This is a genomic window from Candidatus Thiodiazotropha sp. AKAK2 (assembly GCF_058244685.1).
Map to the genome: position 1 here is coordinate 57,603 of NZ_JBSYOP010000006.1, position 21,353 is coordinate 78,955.

18 protein-coding genes are annotated in these 21,353 nt (G+C 52.7%); 9 read left to right on the forward strand and 9 right to left on the reverse strand.

The window, feature by feature from the left end:
• Window positions 1–200 precede the first annotated feature (200 nt).
• Complete coding sequence (locus AC4IE8_RS01305; protein WP_490790115.1) at window positions 201–380, reverse strand: cold-shock protein; 180 nt, start codon at window positions 378–380, stop codon at window positions 201–203.
• A 556-nt stretch (window positions 381–936) separates the two neighbouring features.
• On the opposite strand from AC4IE8_RS01305, the gene AC4IE8_RS01310 reads away from it, so the two are divergent.
• Complete coding sequence (locus tag AC4IE8_RS01310; protein WP_068990395.1) at window positions 937–1,236, forward strand: DUF1488 family protein; 300 nt, start codon at window positions 937–939, stop codon at window positions 1,234–1,236.
• A gap of 53 nt (window positions 1,237–1,289) precedes the next feature.
• Here the strand turns inward: AC4IE8_RS01310 and AC4IE8_RS01315 are convergent, their stop codons facing one another.
• Window positions 1,290–2,108 carry an NYN domain-containing protein gene (locus AC4IE8_RS01315; protein ID WP_490790116.1) on the reverse strand — a complete coding sequence of 273 codons (819 nt, stop codon included), beginning with the start codon at window positions 2,106–2,108 and terminating at the stop codon, window positions 1,290–1,292.
• A gap of 421 nt (window positions 2,109–2,529) precedes the next feature.
• A complete protein-coding gene (locus AC4IE8_RS01320) occupies window positions 2,530–4,638 on the reverse strand; it encodes a putative Ig domain-containing protein (RefSeq protein WP_490790117.1) in 2,109 nt (702 codons plus the stop codon).
• A gap of 374 nt (window positions 4,639–5,012) precedes the next feature.
• On the opposite strand from AC4IE8_RS01320, the gene AC4IE8_RS01325 reads away from it, so the two are divergent.
• Window positions 5,013–5,624 carry a YceI family protein gene (locus AC4IE8_RS01325; RefSeq protein WP_068991693.1) on the forward strand — a complete coding sequence of 204 codons (612 nt, stop codon included), beginning with the start codon at window positions 5,013–5,015 and terminating at the stop codon, window positions 5,622–5,624.
• 48 nt (window positions 5,625–5,672) lie between these two features.
• Here AC4IE8_RS01325 and AC4IE8_RS01330 read toward each other — a convergent pair whose 3' ends face one another.
• Entirely contained in the window at window positions 5,673–6,098 is a 426-nt protein-coding gene (locus AC4IE8_RS01330) for an HIRAN domain-containing protein (protein ID WP_490790118.1), read from the reverse strand.
• 91 nt (window positions 6,099–6,189) lie between these two features.
• Between AC4IE8_RS01330 and AC4IE8_RS01335 the strand changes: the two genes are divergently transcribed.
• The gene (locus AC4IE8_RS01335) at window positions 6,190–6,591 is read left to right on the forward strand and encodes a hypothetical protein (RefSeq protein WP_068990403.1); all 402 of its coding nucleotides are present in this window, start codon (window positions 6,190–6,192) and stop codon (window positions 6,589–6,591) included.
• Here AC4IE8_RS01335 and AC4IE8_RS01340 read toward each other — a convergent pair.
• Both AC4IE8_RS01340 and AC4IE8_RS01345 read right to left on the reverse strand, forming a co-directional pair.
• The gene (locus AC4IE8_RS01340; protein ID WP_490790119.1) at window positions 6,582–6,815 is read right to left on the reverse strand and encodes an aldehyde dehydrogenase; all 234 of its coding nucleotides are present in this window, start codon (window positions 6,813–6,815) and stop codon (window positions 6,582–6,584) included. The two genes, AC4IE8_RS01335 and AC4IE8_RS01340, sit on opposite strands and share 10 nt — an antisense overlap.
• A 393-nt stretch (window positions 6,816–7,208) precedes the next feature.
• Window positions 7,209–7,868, reverse strand: a complete 660-nt coding sequence (locus AC4IE8_RS01345) for a histidinol-phosphatase (RefSeq protein WP_068990413.1) — start codon at window positions 7,866–7,868, stop codon at window positions 7,209–7,211.
• 317 nt (window positions 7,869–8,185) lie between these two features.
• Between AC4IE8_RS01345 and AC4IE8_RS01350 the strand changes: the two genes are divergently transcribed.
• From AC4IE8_RS01350 to AC4IE8_RS01365, 4 genes are all read left to right on the forward strand, one after another.
• The gene (locus AC4IE8_RS01350) at window positions 8,186–8,710 is read left to right on the forward strand and encodes an RNA pyrophosphohydrolase (protein ID WP_068991698.1); all 525 of its coding nucleotides are present in this window, start codon (window positions 8,186–8,188) and stop codon (window positions 8,708–8,710) included.
• Window positions 8,711–8,885: 175 nt separating this feature from the next.
• Window positions 8,886–11,147 (forward strand): phosphoenolpyruvate--protein phosphotransferase, encoded by a 2,262-nt coding sequence (gene ptsP / locus AC4IE8_RS01355; protein ID WP_490790120.1) that lies wholly within the window; start codon window positions 8,886–8,888, stop codon window positions 11,145–11,147.
• Between the two features lie 140 nt (window positions 11,148–11,287).
• The gene (locus AC4IE8_RS01360; protein WP_068990420.1) at window positions 11,288–13,858 is read left to right on the forward strand and encodes a PAS domain S-box protein; all 2,571 of its coding nucleotides are present in this window, start codon (window positions 11,288–11,290) and stop codon (window positions 13,856–13,858) included.
• A gap of 126 nt (window positions 13,859–13,984) precedes the next feature.
• Window positions 13,985–15,361: a sigma-54-dependent transcriptional regulator gene (locus tag AC4IE8_RS01365; protein ID WP_069003905.1), complete on the forward strand. Its 1,377-nt coding sequence runs from the start codon at window positions 13,985–13,987 to the stop codon at window positions 15,359–15,361.
• Window positions 15,362–15,464: 103 nt separating this feature from the next.
• Here AC4IE8_RS01365 and AC4IE8_RS01370 read toward each other — a convergent pair whose 3' ends face one another.
• The 3 genes from AC4IE8_RS01370 to AC4IE8_RS01380 form a co-directional block, all read right to left on the reverse strand.
• On the reverse strand, window positions 15,465–16,133 hold the full coding sequence (locus AC4IE8_RS01370; protein WP_069003906.1) for a TIGR04211 family SH3 domain-containing protein: 669 nt from the start codon (window positions 16,131–16,133) through the stop codon (window positions 15,465–15,467).
• 186 nt (window positions 16,134–16,319) lie between these two features.
• Window positions 16,320–17,225 (reverse strand): ornithine carbamoyltransferase, encoded by a 906-nt coding sequence (gene argF / locus AC4IE8_RS01375; RefSeq protein ID WP_069003907.1) that lies wholly within the window; start codon window positions 17,223–17,225, stop codon window positions 16,320–16,322.
• A 24-nt stretch (window positions 17,226–17,249) separates the two neighbouring features.
• The gene (locus tag AC4IE8_RS01380; RefSeq protein WP_490790121.1) at window positions 17,250–18,419 is read right to left on the reverse strand and encodes an aspartate aminotransferase family protein; all 1,170 of its coding nucleotides are present in this window, start codon (window positions 18,417–18,419) and stop codon (window positions 17,250–17,252) included.
• Window positions 18,420–18,753: 334 nt separating this feature from the next.
• Between AC4IE8_RS01380 and AC4IE8_RS01385 the strand changes: the two genes are divergently transcribed.
• Together AC4IE8_RS01385 and AC4IE8_RS01390 are read left to right on the forward strand one after the other, a co-directional pair.
• Window positions 18,754–19,209 carry a CopD family protein gene (locus AC4IE8_RS01385; protein ID WP_068990435.1) on the forward strand — a complete coding sequence of 152 codons (456 nt, stop codon included), beginning with the start codon at window positions 18,754–18,756 and terminating at the stop codon, window positions 19,207–19,209.
• A 202-nt stretch (window positions 19,210–19,411) separates the two neighbouring features.
• Entirely contained in the window at window positions 19,412–21,241 is a 1,830-nt protein-coding gene (locus tag AC4IE8_RS01390) for a cyclic nucleotide-binding domain-containing protein (RefSeq protein WP_069003910.1), read from the forward strand.
• The last annotated feature ends 112 nt before the right edge of the window (window positions 21,242–21,353 follow it).

The window sequence follows — 21,353 nt, forward strand, 5'->3', positions numbered from 1 at the left end:
CCGTATTCTGAAAAGCGGGAGGCCAGAAATTCTTCTGTAGTCGATCTTGGTAGCCTGCGAACTGAGAGAGTTATCAATGTGATTTGCCTTTTGTTGTAGTATGAGCATTGATCTATATGCGGCAGCACAGATTCAAGCCATCGTAATTTAGATGTAGAACTCTGCCACTGATAAGGCAGAGTTCGCTTTAATACAACAGGCTATATGGATACGACATTTTCCGCTTGAGGGCCTTTCTGGCCCGCGGTTTCGGTAAATTCAAACTTTTGACCGTCTGCCAGGTCGCGACGACCTTCACCAACGATTGAATGGAAAAGAACAAACAGGTCTTTTCCTGCTTCACGTTCGATAAAACATAACCTGTTGCACTGTCGAACCACTTGACGGTTCCGGTTTGCCTTTCAGGCATCTGTAAATACCTCAAACAAAATAAAATATATCCGCCTTTGAGAGCGGTCATTCAGCACAAATCTTGGAAAAACACTTTGAAGCTTGATTCGGGTGAAACTGTTGAGAAAACAGCGAATATAAGACGAAATAGGCAGGACTAGGATCTTAAAGGGTGTTCACCATTATACAGTTTAGTACTGAATTGCAAATCGGATATATTATACAACCACTGGATGATTATTTGAGCAATGCATGTATTAACAAGGAATGAGACTGGGGTCTGGCGGTTAATTTCCAGATAAGCCAAGGCGTATTTCCAGAGAAAATAAAAAGCTATTCGGCATGACTTCAACTATAATCGTTGTATTGCGATGTTTTATGGCAAATGATTAAGCCATATTTCACTGTAAAGACACACACAAATTCGGAATACAAAAGCTGAAAGTAAATATATTGCTTTATCCTATTGCAACCCGGTGCAACATTTTTTCTCATGGGTGCTTTAGCCGCAATTGGATGATGCGGTATCAGTAAACAGGCCTCGTCATGCAGTTTAACCGCAAAAAAATAACCATTACAGACGATACAGTAATTCATTTTCCAGGGTACGAGTCATGGAATAGCATGGCAGAAATGGCGACCGTTGCAGCGGATGTCAACAAAGAGCGTGTACTCTGTAGAGTATCGTTGAATATATTGGAAGATAAATTTGGTGTTATGGATGAAACACCGATCAGATGTGTCGCTCATCACCGCGCCGTTATACAAGAGGCGGCGAGAAGGTTGATTCAGAGCGAGTCTTTCGAGGATGATGGGTCAATACTGATTCGTTCAGGCGATCTATGACAGAAATATCCGGTACTCCTTAGTAGATCAATTTTCACTGCTTTGTGTTCCGACTACGTGACGCTCTTGATCATGTAGCCACCGGATTTTTCATCAGCTTCCAAGATCACTAAATTTCTTTCCTGTGCCTCTTCAAGCAGCGCATTGAAGGTGCTGAAGCCATGGTATCGCTCACTGAAACCGGGTTTACGACGCTTCAAGGTTTGCTTGACCATGGAGCCCCATACTTTCCCGCTTTCTCCGCGTTCCTGAATCAGATCTTCTACCGTGGCGGCAACCAGGTCCAGTGCTTCCTGCTTTCTTTGCTCCTCTTCACTAGGTTGCTTCTTTGAGATTTGCTTTTTAACGGTTTTTTTGCTGGTATTTTTACGCCGGCTTTGGCTGGGCTTCTTGCTATCTCTCACCAGATCGTCATAGAAGATAAACTCATCGCAGTTGGCAGTAAGTAGGTCTGAAGTGGAGTTCTTGACGCCGACACCAATTACAACCTTGTTGTTTTCGCGTAACTTACTGACGAGGGGGGAGAAGTCAGAGTCTCCACTGATAATGACGAAAGTGTCGAGATGAAGCTTGGTGTAGCATAGGTCCAGGGCGTCAACCACCATCCGGATGTCGGCCGAGTTCTTGCCTGACTGGCGCACGTGGGGAATCTCTATCAATTCGAATGCCGCTTCGTGCATGGTTGCTTTGAACTCTTTATAGCGATCCCAATCACAGTAGGCCTTTTTTACAACGATATTGCCTTTCAGCAATAAACGCTCAAGAACTTTCTGAATTTTAAAGGCTGCATAGTTGGCATCACGCACCCCCAATGCAACATTCTCAAAGTCACAGAAGATGGCCATATTTTGGGTTGGGTTCGATTCAGGCATTGGTCACTGTCCTGGTATAGGTCTTCCTACCTGTAGAATAGCCAACTTAACCGTTGTTTGTCGGTATCACAAGAAAAATAGTATCCTCATGTAACGGTTGATACTGTTGAATCGTTAACCTTGTGCATAGATCTGATTTTTTCACAGACGATTTTTTGAATTCAGTTTTGGCATCAAGGATCATGTGTGGGCGTTTGCTCAGGTCGCTAAGCAGAAATCGGTTCTTTCCGTTAGTAGTTTGCATTCGGGATGAGATGAAGTATATCAGAGCGACTTGTCCTGTCCGAGGTTAACCATATCTGGCGTAACTGTTTTTTACAGCCCTGAAATGAAGCACCGGATTACAGATGGTGTCTCTGTAACCCGGTGCTGAGTGCCAACCAATCGGTTGTTGGTGCAAATCCTTTTGCGTTGGTCTTTACTACATGGTGTCTTTCGCTACGACATTGGAGAGGTCACTTTCATTGCCAGCGAGGTCGTACGCTGTGATTGCGAAGTAGTAAGTACCGGTTTCCAGGTTTTCAATCAGATGGTTGCTGATCGTGCAGTCATCCACATCCACTACAGCTGAGAGGTTGTTGTTGCTGGTTCCCATGTAGAGTCTGTAGCCGGAGATTTCACTCATGTCCAGTGGGCTGCCGTCAGTTCTGGTGGCAGGTGCTACCCAGGTGAGTGAGATGCTACCAGTGGTAGGTGTGGTCTGGGAGGCTTCCACTACCAGGGTCAGTGGGCTCAGTGATGCCGTATCAGTTCCATCGGATACGCTGATCACGATATTGTTGTAGCTGCCTTCATCCGCTTCTGCCGGTACACCGCTCAGGGTGCCGTTGCTGCTGTTGAAGCTGGCCCAGCTTGGCATGTTGGTGATACTGAAGGTCAGTGTATCGTTGTCCGCATCGGAGGCTGTGGGTGCAAACACGTAGCCGTCGCCTACCAGGACACTCTGATCGGGATTGCCGGAGATGATCGGCGCTGTGTTGGCGGGTGCAACATCATGGATGGTGACGATGGTGCTGCTTGGTGAGCCCAAGGTGTAACCGTCGCTCGGTGCATCGAGGCTGACGCGGAAGGTTTCGTCGCCTTCATCAATTGAATCGCTCATGATTGCGATGCTGATGACCTTGCTTGATTCACCGTCGCTGAAGTCCAGCGGTGTCCACATGTAACCGTGGTAGTCCTCGGTATATCTTGCTTCGATTCCGCGGGTGCCGAAGTTGACGGTGGCTGCGCCAGTACTGTTGGTACGGGTCACGGTCAGGGTTACGTTGCTGCCTTCTTCCGCATCGTAGCCGCCGCTGACGAACTGGAAGGTGCCGCCCTCTTCAGCTACATCGGCAACTGTGATGGCGAAAGGCGCCAGGCTTGCCTGTTCATTGCCGTCAGAGACGGTGATAACGATGTTTGAGTAGCTGCCGGCTGAGTTGGAATCAGGTGTGCCGCTCAGTTGGCCTGTGCTTGAGCTGAAGCTGGCCCAGCTGGGCAGATTGCTGACGCTGAAACTCAGGGCGTCGCCATCGGGATCACTGGCTGTCGGGGTGAAGCTGTAGGCGCTGCCTTCATCCAGACTGGTGGCTGGTGTGCCACTGATGGTCGGTGCGCGATTGGTCTCGGAGACCGTGATGTCAAACGCGCTCAATGAAGCTGTGGCGGAGCCGTCAGAGACACTGATGCGAATGCTGCTGGTGGTGCCGGCATCATCCATGCCAGGTGTGCCACTCAGTACGCCGGTAGAGGTGTTGAAGCTGGCCCAGGATGGACGATTGGCGATGGAGAAGCTGAGGCTGTCGCCATCCGCATCGTTGGCGGAAGGTGCAAATCTGTAGCTGCTGCCTTCGGCAACGGAGGTGGCTGGCGAACCGCTGATGGTGGGTGCGCGGTTGGAATCTGTCACAGCAATGCTGAAAGCACTCAGAGAGGCGCTATCGGTACCGTCAGAGACACTGATGCGAACATTACTGGTAGTGCCGGCATCATCCATACCAGGTGTACCACTCAATACACCGGTAGAGGTGTTGAAGCTGGCCCAGGTTGGTCTATTGGCAATGGAAAAACTCAGGCTGTCACCATCGGCGTCATTCGCGCTTGGACGGAAGCTATAAGCCTGGCCTTCGGCTACCTGAGTGCCGGGGGAACCACTGATTACCGGTGGTGTGTTTTCCGGAGTTGGATCTGGATCGGGATCTTCACCGGCAACGAAGCAGTCGCTGGGCGCGCGGCGAATGACCGCATTGGCCGTATCCGCGCCGGATACCACATCAACTTTACAAGGTACGAACGGAGGAGCAATCTGCTTGATGCGCCAGATGCCTCTCTTGTTAACAGTAGCACTGCCAACAGGCAAGATTGAATTTGCTACAAACGCGTTGACTTTGGCTCCAGGCTCTCCCTGGCCTTTGATTACCAGTTTATCCTTCGCATTTCTCCATACTGCTTTGTAGACAGATAGGTCGGCGGCTTGGGCGAGGTTGATATCTGCAGAAAAAAGAGCCGGGAATATAATCAACGGAATGAGTTTGCGTGTTGCTTTCATGACCTTCGTGACCTCGAAAAAGATTATCCCTAAAAAGTTGTTGCTCACTATGGCGGTCAATTGGGCTTTTTATGCAGACACGGGGTCACAGTTTTAGTGGACGGGTTTCACACTACTTGCGCTTCCTCGCAGCAGTGTGAATTGGCTCGAAAATAGAGTAGAAGGAGTTCACAGTTTAACTCTCAAGTTGTTAAGGCTTGAGGGCCGGTATCTGGGTTCTGATCAACCAGGTTACTCATTGTTGACTGTTAAGCTATGTTTAAAAAAGGGCCTGAATTTCAATATTTTTTAAGCATTGTTAGTTTAATTCCTGTAATTGAAAAACCGGTGCCTTTGTTTTACATCCAGAAAAAAGAGAGATGAGTGAGGATGGTATGAAAAGAAATTTCAGCGTGTTTTTATCACTATTTCCCGTTCTGCTTTTTTATGCCCAGTCAGGGATCGCCTCGTCCTATGTTATCGATACAGATGGAGGGCATGCTTTCATCCAGTTCAGAATCAGCCATCTGGGTTACAGTGTGCTGGCCGGACGTTTCAATAAGTTCTCCGGGGAGTTTGTCTACGATACGAGCAATCCCTCGAAAGCGTCCGTGAGCGTGCTTGTGGAAACGGCGAGTATCGACTCGAATCATGCGGAGAGGGACAAACACCTGCGGGATGATGATTTTCTTGCGGTGAAGCAGTTTCCGGAGGCTCGGTTTGTCAGTAGTTCATACCTTGAGCGCCAGGACGGCACTGGGCTGTTGAAGGGGAACCTGACCCTCAGGGGGGTTACCCGGCCGATCGAGATCGAAGTGGAGCATGTGGGGGCCGGCAGCGATCCCTGGGGAGGCTATCGGCGTGGCTTCACCGGCAAGACCAGACTGGTGCTGGCGGATTTCGGAATTACCAAGTATCTCGGTGATACAGCCAAAGAGATGGAGCTGATCCTGGGAATCGAAGGGATTCGCAACAAGTCGCAACGCGGCTCGAGAAAGCCGCGGTAAACTCCCTGTCTTTCTGCATCAGTATGATTGGATTTGTGTCAACAGGCCCTAGGAGACCCACTCTGAAGTGCGCTCGCCAATCCAGATGACCTGAAAGCGGATCCTGCGCCAGGGGTTGTCATCATCCAGCAGGCGTATGATGGTGGCTTCCAGGCGCTCCCCCTGGTCGAGCAGGCGGGCCAGGGTGCGGTTTTCCCGCATCGGGATATAGCCAAGGTGCTCGTTTTTGAACCATACTGCGATGGCGAAACGGTCGTGGGGGTTGCTCGGTTCCCGCTTCAGATGGAGCGTCTCTCCCAACTGGAGAAACGGCCAGATGGCCGGTCCGCGATGGTATTGGAAGCCAGCCAGCGGGGACTCTTGCAGGACAACTTTTTTCCGGCTCGGGATGATTGTTGTTCTGTTGTGGATTTTTCTCGCCAGATGTCTGGCGGGAAAGCGGAATAGGGCAGCAAGCATTTGGCTCTGTTTCATCGTTTGTGCTCCAGGTCGTTGGAGTCAATGAGAATAACATTTGGAGAGGCTCATTCTGTGAGTCCACCAAAAATAATCTGTTGGAGAACGCATGCTGGAATATGTTTTTTTCGACAAACGTCCATGGCAGGACTTTGTTGATTATCTGAAACAACTGGGATTGGCGATTGAAACAGCCCAGGATGATGATGAGTGGCTGGTCTACGTTCCGGAGGAGCTGGACGATGAGACCGATGAGAAGATTGAAGCGCGTTACGAAACGCTGCTTGAGATGAATGAGCGCTTGATTGCCGACCAGCAGGGCGGCGCACATGTGGAGTTGGCCGGGATCAATGTGAGCCTGATGGATGGTCGGGTTGTCCAGGCGGCAGTGGATCCACAGCTGATCAATCGCCTGTTGCAGGTGATTTCGGTTGAGGAGCTGGGCGAGTTGGTCAGTGCCGTTGCTCAGGCGGTGGAGCAGGGGGATGAGCGGTCACTCTGTCAGCGTTGAGTTTTTTCCGTGGAGGCTTTCAGGGCATCGTCGGTTCTCTGTTTGCCGGCTTTGAGGGCCTTCTCAGTGGCAAGCCTTGCCGCTTTTTTCTGTTCAACCAGCTCGATGTACTCTTTGGGGGACTGATTGATGCTGGTCTGGGGTGGATTTTCGCTGCTCTGCATGACATAGATGATGCCAAGGACCAGGGCGATGAAGACCACGAAAAAAGCTGTCCTCGACATGATTCTCTTCTCCCGGCTGCTCGGGCCAATAGATTGGCCTTAGGGCCTGTTAACACGAATCCAATACGCCCTGCTGGGACTGTTTTTGTGCCCAGCAAGGCAGAATGAGCGTCGTGTCGTCATTCTACATGAGCGAATGATAACGCCGCTGGGCTCAAAAACAGGCCCAGCCCTTCGGGTTGCGCCTGAAAAAGCGCCACTCCACGTTGCTCGTCGCTTATTTGGAATAACCAAATTACACTCCTCGTGCCTTGATTGGCACTTTTCAGGCACAACAGGGCGTATTGGATTCGTGTTAACAGGCCCTAAGTGGATCCTGGGCGCTTGAGCGCGGCAGAAATAGTGCTCGAAATTGCAACCCTATACGGGGATTATAACAGGCCCGAGGCCGGGTTATCGGCTGTGCAGCTGAAGAATCGGCCAGTTACGTTTTTTTGCCACTTCCGCAAGGGTCTGGTCCGGATCAACCGCGACCGGATGCGCCACCTGCTCCAGCAGCGGCAGGTCATTGTGGGAGTCACTGTAGAACCAGCTGCCCTGCATGGTCTGGTCAAACTCATCCAGCCAGTCGTTCAGCCGGCTGACTTTGCCTTCGCGGAAGCTGGGGGTGCCGGCCACTTCGCCGGTGTAGTGGCCGTCGATCTGTTCCGGCTCCGTGGCGATCAGGTGGTCGATCCCGAAGCGCTGAGCAATGGGAGAGGTGACGAAGGCATTGGTGGCGGTGATGATCAGCAGCAGATCTCCGGCCTGACGGTGTTTCTCAACCAGTTGCTGGGCCTGTTCACTGATGATCGGGATAATCTTCTCTTCAATAAAGAGCGCCCGCCACTGATTGAGCTTCTGCGGCGGGTTTTTTCGCAGTGGCTTCAACGAGAAGCGCATGAATTCGTGGATGTCCAGTCTGCCGGCTTTGTAGTCCTCGTAGAAGCGTTCGTTTTCACGCTCATATTGCTCTCCATCAACAATGCCCTGTTCCACCAGGAAACGGCCCCAGAGGTAGTCGGAGTCACCGGCCAACAGGGTGTTGTCCAGGTCGAAGATTGCCAATGCCATGATTCTGTCCTGCTTGTTTACTCAATGAGTTATCTGTGGTCTGTCCGGCTATTTTACCTGGTTAAGCGGTAAATGTTGTTAACGGATTATTGCCCAGATTGCCGACGGCTTAATTAAACAATATCCAGATACTGTCAGGCTCATTCCGGGTTCATGGTATGGAGTGTTATTTGGCGAGAGCCGAAGAAAAATAAATGACTTCTGTACAATTTTTGGAATTTCCATGATTTGCAAAGGCTTAAGTTTGCTGCCTTGCTGCACTACATGGATTATGGAAGAATCATATTCTAAGAATGTGACAAATTTTGGCGGATAAATTGATTGACTCTGACGGCTTTAGACCGAATGTCGGCATCATCCTGTGTAATGACGATCGTCTCCTGTTTTGGGGTCGCCGCACCGGACAGGATGCCTGGCAGTTCCCCCAGGGCGGTATAAAGCGCGATGAAACCCCTGAAGAGGCGATGTACCGGGAGTTGAATGAGGAGGTGGGCCTGAATGCCGACCAGGTCTCGATCATCGGCTCCACGCGCAGCTGGCTGCGATACCGACTGCCGGAGCGCTATATCCGCCGTCACAGCGAGCCGCTCTGTATCGGTCAGAAGCAGATCTGGTTTCTGCTGAAGACGAACTGTGGCGAGGATGCCTTCTGCCTGGATCACACCGAAACCCCCGAGTTCGAGGAGTGGCGCTGGGTAAAATATTGGCACCCTGTGCGCGAAGTGATCTATTTCAAACGTAATGTGTATACCAAGGCTCTGGAAGAGCTGGCGCCACTGCTCTATCCCGAAGGGGTTCCCGGGCGCTCCCTGACAAGCTATCTGCGGCAGAATCGCCGTTGATCGTGAGCTATTTCCCCTCGGGGCTAATAGAAAAAACCGCAAATGGACGCCAATCACCGCTGATCGCCGCGAATACCTTTCATAGTGCGGCCTCACTTGTTGTGGATTCGCGTTCATTTGTGGCTAACCAAAGATAGGAATTTCCAGGCTTTGCCAAGGGGTTGTTACGAGAACCATGCTTGAGACGCTTCACCGCATCGTTAAAGAGGTTAATGCCGCTTCCGACCTGGAGCAGGCCCTGGCGATCATCGTTCAGGAGGTGAAGCAGGCGATACATGCGGATGTCTGTTCCGTCTATCTCACCGATTTCGAGCGGCGGGATCATGTGCTGAAGGCGACGGACGGGTTGTATCCGCAAGCCGTCGACAAGGTCAGATTACCCTACCACCGGGGGCTGATCGGGCTGGTCTGTGAAAGGGCGGAACCGGTCAATTTGGCGGATGCACCAAATCACAAGCGCTATCTGTTCACCCATGAGACCGGCGAGACCTCTTACAAGGGTTTTTTAGGTGTGCCGATCATTCAGAATCGCAAGGTTCTGGGTGTGCTGGTGGCGCGTCAGATCGATCAGCGCAGCTTCGAAGATAACGAGGTTACCTTTCTGTTCACCCTGGCGGCACAGCTTGCCGGTGCGATCACGCATGCCCAGGCCAGCGGCAATCTGGATACCCAGAGTGATCTGGCGCCACCAAAGCGGTTTCTTCAAGGGCAGCCAGGTTCTCCGGGTGTCTCCTTGGGTACTGCGGTTGTGGTCTATCCACCGGCCGACCTGGAAGCGGTGCCCGACCGGCCGGCGAAGGACCTTGATGATGAGGAGGATGCCTTCAGGACCGCAGTGGCGGCGGTGGTGCAGGATCTGATGGCGATCGAAGACCGCTTTGAAGAGAGCCTGCCTGCGGAGGACCGGGCGCTGTTCGATGCCTGGCTGATGATGCTTGGTAGTGATTCCCTGATCGGCAATACCGTGCGACGCATTCAGCAGGGCAACTGGGCGCCGGGCGCCTTGCGGGAGACTTTTCAGGAGCATGCGCGGATATTCGAGAACATGGAGGATATCTATCTGCGGGAGCGGGCATCTGATGTGCTCGATCTGGGGCGACGTATCCTGATGCATCTGCAGCAGAAGGTCTCCACCCCGAATGAGTATCCGGAGGACACCATTCTGGTCGGCGAGGAGGTCAGCGCCATGCAACTTGCCGAGGTGCCGAGAGAGCGCCTGGCTGGTGTGGTATCGGCCAGTGGCGCCAGCTTCTCCCATGTGGCGATACTGGCCAGAGCCTTGGAAGTACCGGCAGTAATGGGAATGAGTAATCTGCCGGTGAGCCGTATGGAGGGCCATTTTCTGATTCTCGAGGGCTATCTGGGACGGATCTACGTCTCGCCGGCGCCGTCGGTCATCGAAGAGTATCGACGGCTTGCCAGTGAGGACCAGGCACTCTATCAGGAGCTGCAGGCGGACAAGGACCTGCCTTGCGAAACCACCGATGGTGTCCGCATACCCCTCTACCTGAATACCGGCCTGCTCTCAGAGCTGAGCAATCAGGGTATGGCCGAATCGGAAGGTGTGGGTCTCTATCGCACCGAACTGCCGTTCATGGTGAGAGACAGCTTTCCAGGAGAGTCGGTACAGGTTGCCAACTATCGAAAGGTGCTGAAGATGTTTCATCCGCGCCCGGTGATCATCCGTACCCTGGATATCGGTGGAGACAAACCGCTACCCTATTTTCCCGTGGAGGAGTCGAATCCGTTTCTGGGTTGGCGGGGGATTCGAATCTCTCTCGACCATCCGGAGATCTTCATCACTCAGGTGCGCGCCATCCTGCGTGCCGCCATCGATCTGAACAACTTGCGTCTGCTGTTGCCGATGATCAGTCATGTGCAGGAGGTCGATGATGCCATGCTGCTGATCCAGCGGGCGCATGACGAGCTGCTGGAAGAGGGTTATCAGGTGAAGATGCCCAAGGTCGGTGTGATGATTGAGGTGCCGGCTGCGGTATACCAGGTCGAGGTCTTGGCCCAGCGAATCGATTTTCTCTCCGTGGGTACCAACGATCTGACCCAGTACCTGCTCGCTGTCGATCGAAACAATGCCCATGTGGCGGACATCTATAACGATCTGCATCCGGCCGTGTTGCGGGCCTTGATCCAGATCGTCAATGGTGCGGGTCAGTACGGTAAAGAGGTGAGTGTCTGTGGTGAGCTGGCGGGAAATCCGGCGGCGGCGGTCCTGCTGCTGGGTATGGGAGTCAACAGTCTGAGTATGAATGGTGGCAGTCTGTTGCGGGTAAAGTGGGTGCTGCGCTCATTTTCCCACAATCGTGCAAAACAGTTGCTGCAGACAGCGCTGCGTTGTGAACAGGCGGGTGAAGTTGTCAATCTGCTGTCGAATGCTCTGGAGGAGATGGGGCTGGGTGGACTGATGCGTGCCGGCCGATAGCATTTGTTAGGCCCTGGCAGGAAGCTTAATATAGAGAGAAACCGCATTGAGAGAGCCGTGGTCTTTAAAACACTGCAGCAGGATGAGGATGGCAGGCTGACTCACGACGGTTGAAAACAAACACTTTGCGCCAGGTTACTATGAAACCGCAATCCGCATTCTCCAGCATAGAGTGGTCGAAGCAGTTTTTATTCATTCTGATACCGTTTGCGGCGATCTTTGCGCTGGGCGCCTATGTTCATTACTACACCAATTCGGAAACCGATCGGGTCACGCTCAGAACCAATGAGCTATTGAATGTGGGATTGGCCCGAAGTGTTCTCAACCGCGACCTCTCCAATGTCATTTCAGATCTGATCTTTCTTGCCAGCTATATCGACAAGCAGAGCTTTGAAGCCTCCGGGCAGTTAAGGAAAAAACAGGTCGAAGAGTTGTTCTTCACCTTCATAAAAGAGAAACGACTCTACGACCAGGTGCGCTATATCGACCGTCAGGGTCTGGAGAAAATCCGCGTCAACTTTGGCAGTGGAAATCCAACACTTGTTCCCGATCGGGAGTTGCAGGACAAGTCCGCACGCTACTATTTTGTGGAGACTGCGGCAATGGCTCCCGGGGAGATCTATATCTCGCCCTTGGATCTGAATATCGAAGAGGGGGTTATCGAGCAACCGCTGAAGCCGGTGATGCGGTTTGCCGTGCCGATCTTTGCGCAGCGAGATCGGATCCAGGGTATTCTGGTACTCAACTATCTGGGTGAGCGCCTGTTGAGTGACTTCGCCAGGGCCGGTGCCAATATTGCCGATCATATCCATCTGTTGAACAAGGATGGCTACTGGTTGGACAGCCCCCAGAACAGTCATGAATGGGGCTTTATGTTGCCCCACAAACAACATATCACTGAACTCTATCCAGCCGCCTGGGAGCTGGTCAGGCAATCGGTTTCCGGTCAGCTGGAGACCAGTGATGGTCTGATTACCTATGAAACGGTTACCCCCAGAACCGTGGCCTCGCAAACCATCCGGGGATATGAACAACAGCAATTGACCATGTCCCCGTTGGATGAGTTGCGTTGGAAGGTGGTTTCCCGGGTCTCTCTGGATCGCTATGCGCCCGGCTTTTTAGGTTTTATTCGACAGCATACCCCACTCTATTTTGTGATCATGGTGGTTTTGCTGTTCGGCTCCTGGCTGTTGGCAACCGCCAATCTGCGCCATCGTAATGCACAGCGTCAGAGTGAATACGAGCGGCGTTTCCGGCGCACCCTGGAGGATATGCAGCTGGCTGCGATTACCCTTGATCGTGAATATCGTCTGGTGTTTTGCAATGACTACTTTTTAAAACTGACCGGCTGGACCCGTGAAGAGGTACTGCACGATGAGTGGATTGAACGCTTTGTCAGAGTCGAGCATAAAAAGCTGTTTCGCGATACTTTGGAAAAACTGCACAGCGAAGGTGTTGAATCACGGGATGTGGAAGTGGATGTAGTGATGCAGCTCGGCGGCTACCGACGGATCGCCTGGCACCATACGCCTTCAACCGATGCCCACGGTAAGGTTGTCCGGGTGACGGCGATTGGTGAGGATGTGACCGAGCGTCGTAAAGCGGAAGACAAGGTGCGCAAGTTGTCCCATGCGGTGGAACAGAGTCCCAGCATCGTACTGCTGACAGACCGGCATGGCCAGATCGAGTATGTGAATCCCAAGTTCACCCAGGTGACCGGTTACGATGCGGATGAGGTGATCGGTAAAAAGACCAATATCCTGAAATCGGGTGAAACCTCGGGAGATGACTATGAGCAGCTCTGGCAGACCGTGTTGAATGGTGAAGAGTGGCGGGGTGTCTTCCATAATCGCAGAAAGAACGGTGAGCTCTACTGGGAGTCCGCCTCCATCTCCGCGCTGAAGGATGAGGAGGGTGAAATCACCAACTTCGTTGCCGTTAAAGAGGATATCACTGAGCACAAGCGTCTTGAGCGGGAAGTTGAGATGCAGCAACAGGAGCTGGTCCGTACCCAGGCGCTTACCGTGATGGGGCAGATGGCCAGTATGATTGCCCACGATCTGAGAAATCCTCTTTCGTCGGTCAAAATGAGTATGCAGATTCTGGGCAAGCATGCGGCCAACGAAGAGAAGGAGCTGTCAGCGATCGGTCTGGATCAGATTCGATACATGGAGAACATCCTTACTGACATGCTGACCTATGCCCGACCTGAAGCCGTTCATGTCGATTGGGTGAATATCGAAAAGCTCATGGATGCAACCGTGTTGAGCCTGCACAAACGAATTGAAGAGGTGCAGTCGACGGTCGATGTGGAGTACCAGTCCGGATTGCCCGCGTTACCGGGAGATGCCAACAAGCTGCGGCAGCTGTTCTCGAATCTGATCGTCAATGCGCTGCAGGCCAGTGAGAAAAATGAACATGGCTCCAGTAAAATCAATATCAAAGTAATTCAGGTGATGGATCAGACGGGCAGTGCTGTCGAGGTATCGGTTTGCGACAACGGCATCGGCATTGAGAATGACGAGAATCAGAAACTGTTCGAACCATTCTATACAACCAGAACAAAAGGTACCGGCCTTGGCCTGGCGATTGTTAAACAGATTATCGATCAGCACCAGGGGCGGGTTGAATTGTTACCCCGCGAGGCTGGCGGCACCTGTGCCATTGTCACTCTGCCGACTGCCCCCAGGGAGGTGGAATCGGTGTCGTGAATATCGATCAACCGAGGCTGGCCAAAGCCTTCACAACCATCGGTTAGCGGAGAGTTCAACTTTTACAGTTAACCGTTTTTAGTGACAACCACTCAACAGACAATCGAGTAGGTCCGGGTTTATAACATGACTAGAATTCTTCTCGTTGATGACGATATAGCCAGTTGCCGCACCCTGCAACTGCATCTCTCCGGGCTCGGTCACGAGGTCAGCATGGCCCATAGTGTGGATGAGGGGTTGCAGTTGCTTGAAAGCTTCAAACCCGGCCTGGTGGTGCTCGATATTCGCATGCCGGGCAAATCGGGCCTGCAGGGATTGCCTGAATTCAAATCAGCACTGCCTGAGGTCCGCATCATCATGATCACCGCTTTTCACGATATGGAGAGCACCATCGAGGCGATGCAGAAGGGGGCGGATGACTATATCCACAAGCCGATCGACATCGATGAGTTTGATGATGCCGTTGAAAAACTCCTCAGCCATGGGGAAGGAGAGTTGGTCGAGACCGACAGTCAAAGTCTCTCCTCACTCACCATGGTCGGCAACTCCCGGGCGATGAAGGAGATCTTCAAAACCATCGGTCTGGTGGCAAAAAGCCCGGCCACGGTATTGATCACCGGGGAGTCGGGTACCGGTAAGGAGCTGGTGGCCAGGGCGATACATCGAAGCGGTGAAAATCCCGATGGACCTTTTGTGGTGGTGAACTGTGCGGCGATTGTCGAGACGCTACTCGAATCCGATATGTTCGGCCATGAGAAAGGCGCCTTTACCGGTGCTGTGGCAAAGCAGGCTGGTAAATTCAAGCTGGCTGAGAATGGCACCATATTTCTCGATGAGGTGGGCGAGCTCTCCCCGGTGATGCAGGCCAAGCTGCTGCGGGTGATTCAACATAAAGAGTTTACCCCGCTGGGCGCCAAGGAGAGCAAGATCACCAATGCACGAATCATTGCTGCGACCAATGTCAATCTGGCCCAACAGGTCTCTCACGGGGCATTTCGAGAGGATCTTTTCTATCGGTTGCAGGTGGTGAATATCCATCTTCCCCCGTTGCGGGAGCGCAAAGAGGATATCATGGGGCTGGTGCAGGCACTGCTCGCCCGGATCAATGGTGAGTTGAACCGTAAAGTGGTGCGTATCACATCCGATGCCTTGCGCTGTCTTCAGGATTACCATTGGCCGGGAAACGTCAGAGAGTTGGAAAATGCCCTGATGAAAGCGGTGGCGCTCTGTCCCACGGATACCCTCTCCTGCGACCTGTTACCGATGGAGATTACCGGTGTGAGTCTGGAGGAAGTGGAGAGCCAGCCGGTGGTCAGCAGACCGGTAAGCCTGCAGGCGATGGAGAAAGCCCATGTCAAACAGGTATTGGAGATGGTCGATTGGCATAAGGGGAGGGCCTGTGAAATCCTGGAGATTTCCAGACCAAGATTGCGGCGGATGATCCAGCAGTACGAGTTGCAGCCTCCACCCGGTTTTGTGGCGGATAAGGATAACGGCGACTGAAACAACCGTTACCGCCTCCGTTATCTTTCAAACAACCGGCATCAATCGCATGTAGGATGCCTTGAATGTTGATGATCAGATCACGGACGACAGCTGGTGCGGATCAGAGGGTGCCCCAGGAGTTGCGACGACGCTGAAATCTCAAGTGAGGCAGGATCAGTCCGATCAGGATGCCGGCAATGATCACCCCGGCACCGATCAGGAACCAGTCACGGGTCGCTTCATTGCTCAGATCCCGGTTGTCCTGTTTCAGCTCTTCCACTTCCCGGGTCAGTGCGGCAACCTGCTTGACCAGTTCATTGCGCTCATTGGAGATACGGATTGCATTCGAGGCGGTTCGCTGAATGCTCTGTAGCTCCTGTTCCTGTTTATCCTTTACCTTTTGCAAGCTTTTGTGGTTGCTCAGCAATTCACGGTGGTTTTTCTGCAGATCGATCAATTTACTGCGTAATTCACCTGGTGCGGCCTTCAGTTCGTCGATCTCTTTGCGCAGCGTGCCCAGTTGCGCTCGTGCACTGGGTTCATTCATCAACTGCCGGGTAAGCACAAATCCCTGACTGCCGCCGACCCGGACTTTGGTGTAACCCGATTCCGGATTGGTGGAGAGGACATCCAGCGCTGCGCCGCTGTTGAGCATGCGCATGATACGGTGTGAAGTACTCTCCCCGGTACGCATGGTGATCTGAAAGGTATCGGTCACATAGAGGGTTTTAGCCTGAACCAGTAGCGGGAAAAGGAGTAACAGGGCGAGCAGCAATAAGGATTTCTTCATGACTATATCTGGTATCTATCCGGAGCAATGGGGCCATTGTACAACTGAAATCTTCCATTGTTGCCAAGCAGGCCGCAGAATGTCGCATTTTTGTGGATCATGCACCCCTTGGAGGCATCTGTAAACCGCTTAATCCGGAGTGCATTGGATTCGTGTTAACAGGCCCAGGTGCCGGGTTGATCGCCATCAGCGGCCAAGCAGCAGAAACTCCATCAACGCTTTTTGCGAGTGCAGACGGTTTTCAGCCTCATCCCAGACCACACTGTCCGGGGTGTCGATCACCGAAGCGGTAACCTCTTCGCCCCGGTGGGCTGGCAGGCAGTGAAAGAACAGGGCATCTTTTTCAGCCTGGGCCATCAATTCGTCGTTTACCTGGTATTTGGAGAAGGCTTTCTCACGCAACGCCTGCTCCTCTTCCTGACCCATACTGGCCCAGACATCGGTAACCACAAGGTCTGCGCCACTGGCTGCTTCTAGGGGATCGCGAATGATCTTGGCCCGCTCGCCGGCCGCTTCGAGAATATCCGGTTCAGGGTCATAGCCTTCCGGGCAGGCGATGTTGAGGTGAAAATCGAACTGTCTGGCTGCGTTCAGATAGGAGTGGCACATATTGTTGCCGTCACCGACCCAGGTTACGGTCTTACCCTGGATGTTACCGCGATGTTCTGCGTAGGTCTGCATATCCGCCAGCAGCTGACAGGGATGGTATCTGTCGGTCAGGGCATTGATGACCGGCACCTGGGAGTGGGCGGCGAACAGCTCCAGTTTCTCCTGCTCGAAGGTGCGGATCATGATGATGTCGAGCATCCGCGAAAGCACTTTGGCACTGTCCTCAATCGGTTCACCCCGGCCGAGCTGTGTGTCCCGGGGGGAGAGAAAGAGCGCATGACCGCCCAATTGTGACATACCGACCTCGAAAGAGACCCGGGTGCGGGTGGAGGATTTTTCAAACACCATACCCAGATTCTTGCCTTTCAAAGGGGTATGTATTTCACCCCGGTGCTGCATCCGCTTCAATTCGGAAGCGCGGCGAATCAGTGATTGCAATTCATCATGGCTGAGATCGAGAAGGGAGAGGAAGTGCCTGGTCATAGTGTTACGCCTTTGCAATGGCTATCAAAGAAAGTCGGCAACCAGGGCGCTGACTTTGTCGATAATCAGTTTGCACTCATCATCGTTGAGGATCATCGGTGGCAGCAGACGAATCACATTGCCTGCAGTCACATTGATGAGTAGATTCTGTTCAAGTGCTTTGCCGACCAGTTCTGCGCATGGGCGTTCGAGTTCGATGCCGACCATCAATCCATGGCTGCGAATCGAAGCGACACCGGGCAGCTCGGCCAGTTTTGCTTCAAACTCAGACTGGAAACGTTGACCCAGCTTGGCGGCTCTGTCAGCCAGTTGTTGAGACTCCACCACATCCAGCACACTCATCGCCACCCGGCAGGCGAGTGGATTGCCGCCAAACGTGGAGCCGTGATTACCGGGAGCGAGAATATTTGCCGCTTCACCCCGTGCCAGGCAGGCACCGATCGGCATGCCATTGCCCAATCCTTTGGCCAGGGTCATCACGTCGGGCAGTATGCCATTATGCTGGTGGGCGAAAAGTTTGCCGGTACGACCTATGCCGGTCTGGATCTCATCCAGCATCATCAACCACTGGTTCTGGTCACAGATTTCACGGATCCGGTTGAGGTAATCCACTGACGGGATATTTACACCACCTTCACCCTGTACCGGCTCCACCAGTATGGCAACCACATTTTTCTGGTGCAGTGCAATCTCCTCGATCGCCCCGATGTCATCGTAGGGTACTCTGATGAAACCCTGTACCAGGGGCTCGAAACCGGCCTGAACCTTGCGATTGCCAGTGGCAGAAAGGGTAGCCAGCGTTCTGCCATGAAAACTCTGTTCCATGACGATAATGGCCGGATTCTTGATCTCGCGCTTGTTGCCGTAGAGCCGGGCTATTTTGATAGCCGCTTCGTTCGCTTCCGCACCGGAGTTGGCGAAAAACGCCTTCTCCATGGATGAGAGGGAGCAGAGTCTCTCACCCAGTGTCTCTTGCAGTGGTATGCGATAGAGATTCGAGGTATGCAGCAGACTGGAAGCTTGATCACACAACGCCTTGGCGATTTCCGGATGGGCATGGCCGAGTCCGCATACCGCAACACCGGTTACCGCATCGAGATAGCGGTTACCCTCGGTATCCCACAGCCAGGCACCTTCACCCCGCTCGAAAGCGACAGGCAGTCGTTGATAGGTTGTCATCAATGAGTCGGCCATTCTCAAGCCCCATAAAACAAAAAAGCATCCTAAAAAGGACGCCGGATTAATTAAGCCCCTATTATTATCGGCGAATGGGATCGATTGTTATCAACCCAATCGTCGGGGAATCGACTAGTCTACCATTCGATAAGAGTTTTTCAAATCGTCTTCTGCGATACCTGGGGTAGGGGGGGCGCTATGATCCACAATTGGCGCCATGATAGAGTCTCTCTGAGCATTCCTTCTCTGCGAGTCGCGCCTTGAGCGAGGGGATTCTTGAAGCCCCGTGCATTACCGATTAAGGTGCCGGGTTAAGAGCGGCAGAGAGATTCATTGATTGGGAGTTTGGTCTATGTCCATTGCCCTGACACTACATCTATTGGCCGTCATCGTCTGGGTTGGCGGTATGTTTTTCGCACATGTGATTCTGCGTCCGGTGTTGAATGAACAATTGGAGCCTCATCAGCGACTGCCTCTGCTGCTCAGGGTGTTCGATGGTTTCTTCCCCTGGGTTTGGGGTTCAGTGATCACAATATTGGCCAGTGGTTTCTGGATGCTGTTTACCCAATATGGGGGTGAGACCGGTTGGTGGCTCAGTTTCATGTCTGTGGTAGGCACCCTGATGGCAGCAATCTTCATCTTCATCTATGCCATTCCCTACCATCAACTTGGCACTGCCTTGAAAGGCGACGATATGCCCAGGGCGGTTGCCGCGATTACGTTGATTCGGCAACTGATCCTGGTGAATCTGATACTCGGCATGGTGGTATCGCTGCTGGCAACGATGGGGAAGTATGGTTTCTTCTGACATCGGAACGCTTATTACATAGGCAATCGGCCTGCTCGATTCGCCGGGCAGGCGGCGTCGAAGCCTGACTCATATGGCACTTTTGTGACCCTTGGCTCAGGCACTTCTTTATCATCATTGATGAGTGATAGTCTTAAGCATAGTCATGGCGGCTATCCACCACCTTCGTTTCGTCAAATTCATAAAAATTTAGGGTGACTGTTTGTTCGATTCAATGGTGATGTTGGCTTTTACCCTGGGGATCGTCAGTGCCTCATCGCTGCCCATGGGGGCGATTACAGCAAAATTCTGGCAACCCAGCGACCGTGCCACAGCAATACTCATGGCATTTGGCGGTGGCGCCCTGCTGGCGGCGCTGACCATCGATCTTGTGGCTTCCGCGGTCGAAGAGGGGCATTTTTATGCTCTGGCTGCCGGGGCCATGGTTGGCGGGCTGTTGTTCATCGGGCTCAATCAATTGGTCAACGACTATGGTGGATTTCTGCGTAAGGCCTCCACCACCATCTACCATTTTCGCCGTAAACAGCATCAGCAGATTAAACAGATCATCTCACGTATCCATCAGGTGAAGCTGTTTCATGACCTGCCAACCAATGATTTCAAGATTATTGCGCCTTCTGTCCGAGTGGTTACCTTTCACAAGGGAGAGACTATCTTCCGTAAAGGGGATCCGGCGGATACTTTCTATATCATCGATGAGGGTGGTGTCGATCTGTTCAGATCCGAAGCCGGTGAGCAGAATACGATTCAGTTGCAGGGTTACGATGTGTTTGGCTGGTATCCCTGTTTGACCTCGACACCGAATACGCTGAATGCGGTCGCCAGTCGCGAAACACGAGTCTGGCTGATACCCAAACATGCGATCGATACGCTACTGATCAATTCCCCTCACTTTCAACAGGAGGTCCATCTGCTGCTGCGCAGTGGTGAGCTACAGCACTACCTGGAACAGCAGCATCTGTTGACGACCGATGAAATAGAGCGCTGGACCGACCAGGCGGTCCGGCAACTGATTCGTCGTGGTGTGGTACCCCCGGCGGTTGAAGTCAACCGTAATAGCGCTGAGATATTGGAACGTTTCAATCAGATCAAGCGTCTGCCAATGCTCTCTGAATTGCCTGAAGAGGAGCAGATACTGATCGGACGAGCCTTGATTTACAAACGCTATCAGCGTGGCGATACCCTGTTTCTTCAACATACCCGTGCTGATCGTCTGTTCATACTCGATACCGGTGAAGTCAATCTGATCGATCCGGAAACTCCGTTGCAAAAGACGGTGGTGCTGCACGCCAATGACGCTTTCGGTACCTTCTCACTGCTCACCGGTGCCCGCCATTCTGTGACGGCCGTGGCGGCGGAGAATATTGGTCTGTGGGAGTTGCGTCGACGAGATTTTTACTCACTGCTGGGCAGTGCGCCGGTTTTGGCGGAACGCTATCGTGAGTTTATCCAGATGGGTGGTGCAAGGGACTATCTGCAGAGCAGGCACCTGAACAGTGAACAGTCCCAGCGCTGGACCAGACAAGCACTCAGGTGCATCGATACCGGTGAAGAGTTACCCTCTGCTGCGGATGTTGCCAGGGATCTGCATGCCAACAAAGCGGCGCCACTGGCGATCTGGCTGGGCCTTACCCTTGACGGTATACCTGAGTCACTTGTGATCGGCTCCAGTCTGATCAATGCGGGGGTCAGTATCTCACTGATTGCCGGTCTCTTTCTGGCCAACTTTCCGGAGGCACTCTCCAGTTCCTGCGGCATGAAAGAGCAGGGGTTCAAATTCAGAAGAATCTTCTTGATGTGGTTTTCACTGATGCTCCTGACCGGGGTGGGGGCGGCGATGGGTAACATCTTTTTTGTCAATGCCTCACCAGCCCTGTTCGCCTTTGTGGAAGGTGTGGCAGCGGGGGCGATGCTGACCATGATTGCCGAGACCATGTTGCCTGAGGCCTACTTCAAGGGAGGCTCGGTGGTGGGGATGTCGACCTTGTGCGGCTTTCTCACGGCGATCTTCTTCAAGACTCTGGAGGTTTGATCTGTTCTTCCTGGGCAATCAGGCCTTTCGTCTAGGTTGTATGAGCCTCATCACCGCTGTCCGGTAGATTATTGAACTACATGAAGTGGGGTACTAATCTTGATGGGAAAAG

Excerpts from the sequence above, each read along its gene's own strand:
- AC4IE8_RS01310 (WP_068990395.1), top strand. The coding sequence starts at position 937 with ATGCAGTTTAACCGCAAAAAAATAACCATTACAGACGATACAGTAATT.
- AC4IE8_RS01315 (WP_490790116.1), bottom strand. The coding sequence starts at position 2,108 with ATGCCTGAATCGAACCCAACCCAAAATATGGCCATCTTCTGTGACTTT.
- AC4IE8_RS01320 (WP_490790117.1), bottom strand. The coding sequence starts at position 4,638 with ATGAAAGCAACACGCAAACTCATTCCGTTGATTATATTCCCGGCTCTT.
- AC4IE8_RS01325 (WP_068991693.1), top strand. The coding sequence starts at position 5,013 with ATGAAAAGAAATTTCAGCGTGTTTTTATCACTATTTCCCGTTCTGCTT.
- AC4IE8_RS01330 (WP_490790118.1), bottom strand. The coding sequence starts at position 6,098 with ATGAAACAGAGCCAAATGCTTGCTGCCCTATTCCGCTTTCCCGCCAGA.
- AC4IE8_RS01335 (WP_068990403.1), top strand. The coding sequence starts at position 6,190 with ATGCTGGAATATGTTTTTTTCGACAAACGTCCATGGCAGGACTTTGTT.
- AC4IE8_RS01340 (WP_490790119.1), bottom strand. The coding sequence starts at position 6,815 with ATGTCGAGGACAGCTTTTTTCGTGGTCTTCATCGCCCTGGTCCTTGGC.
- AC4IE8_RS01345 (WP_068990413.1), bottom strand. The coding sequence starts at position 7,868 with ATGGCATTGGCAATCTTCGACCTGGACAACACCCTGTTGGCCGGTGAC.
- ptsP (WP_490790120.1), top strand. The coding sequence starts at position 8,886 with ATGCTTGAGACGCTTCACCGCATCGTTAAAGAGGTTAATGCCGCTTCC.
- AC4IE8_RS01360 (WP_068990420.1), top strand. The coding sequence starts at position 11,288 with ATGAAACCGCAATCCGCATTCTCCAGCATAGAGTGGTCGAAGCAGTTT.
- AC4IE8_RS01365 (WP_069003905.1), top strand. The coding sequence starts at position 13,985 with ATGACTAGAATTCTTCTCGTTGATGACGATATAGCCAGTTGCCGCACC.
- AC4IE8_RS01370 (WP_069003906.1), bottom strand. The coding sequence starts at position 16,133 with ATGAAGAAATCCTTATTGCTGCTCGCCCTGTTACTCCTTTTCCCGCTA.
- argF (WP_069003907.1), bottom strand. The coding sequence starts at position 17,225 with ATGACCAGGCACTTCCTCTCCCTTCTCGATCTCAGCCATGATGAATTG.
- AC4IE8_RS01380 (WP_490790121.1), bottom strand. The coding sequence starts at position 18,419 with ATGGCCGACTCATTGATGACAACCTATCAACGACTGCCTGTCGCTTTC.
- AC4IE8_RS01385 (WP_068990435.1), top strand. The coding sequence starts at position 18,754 with ATGTCCATTGCCCTGACACTACATCTATTGGCCGTCATCGTCTGGGTT.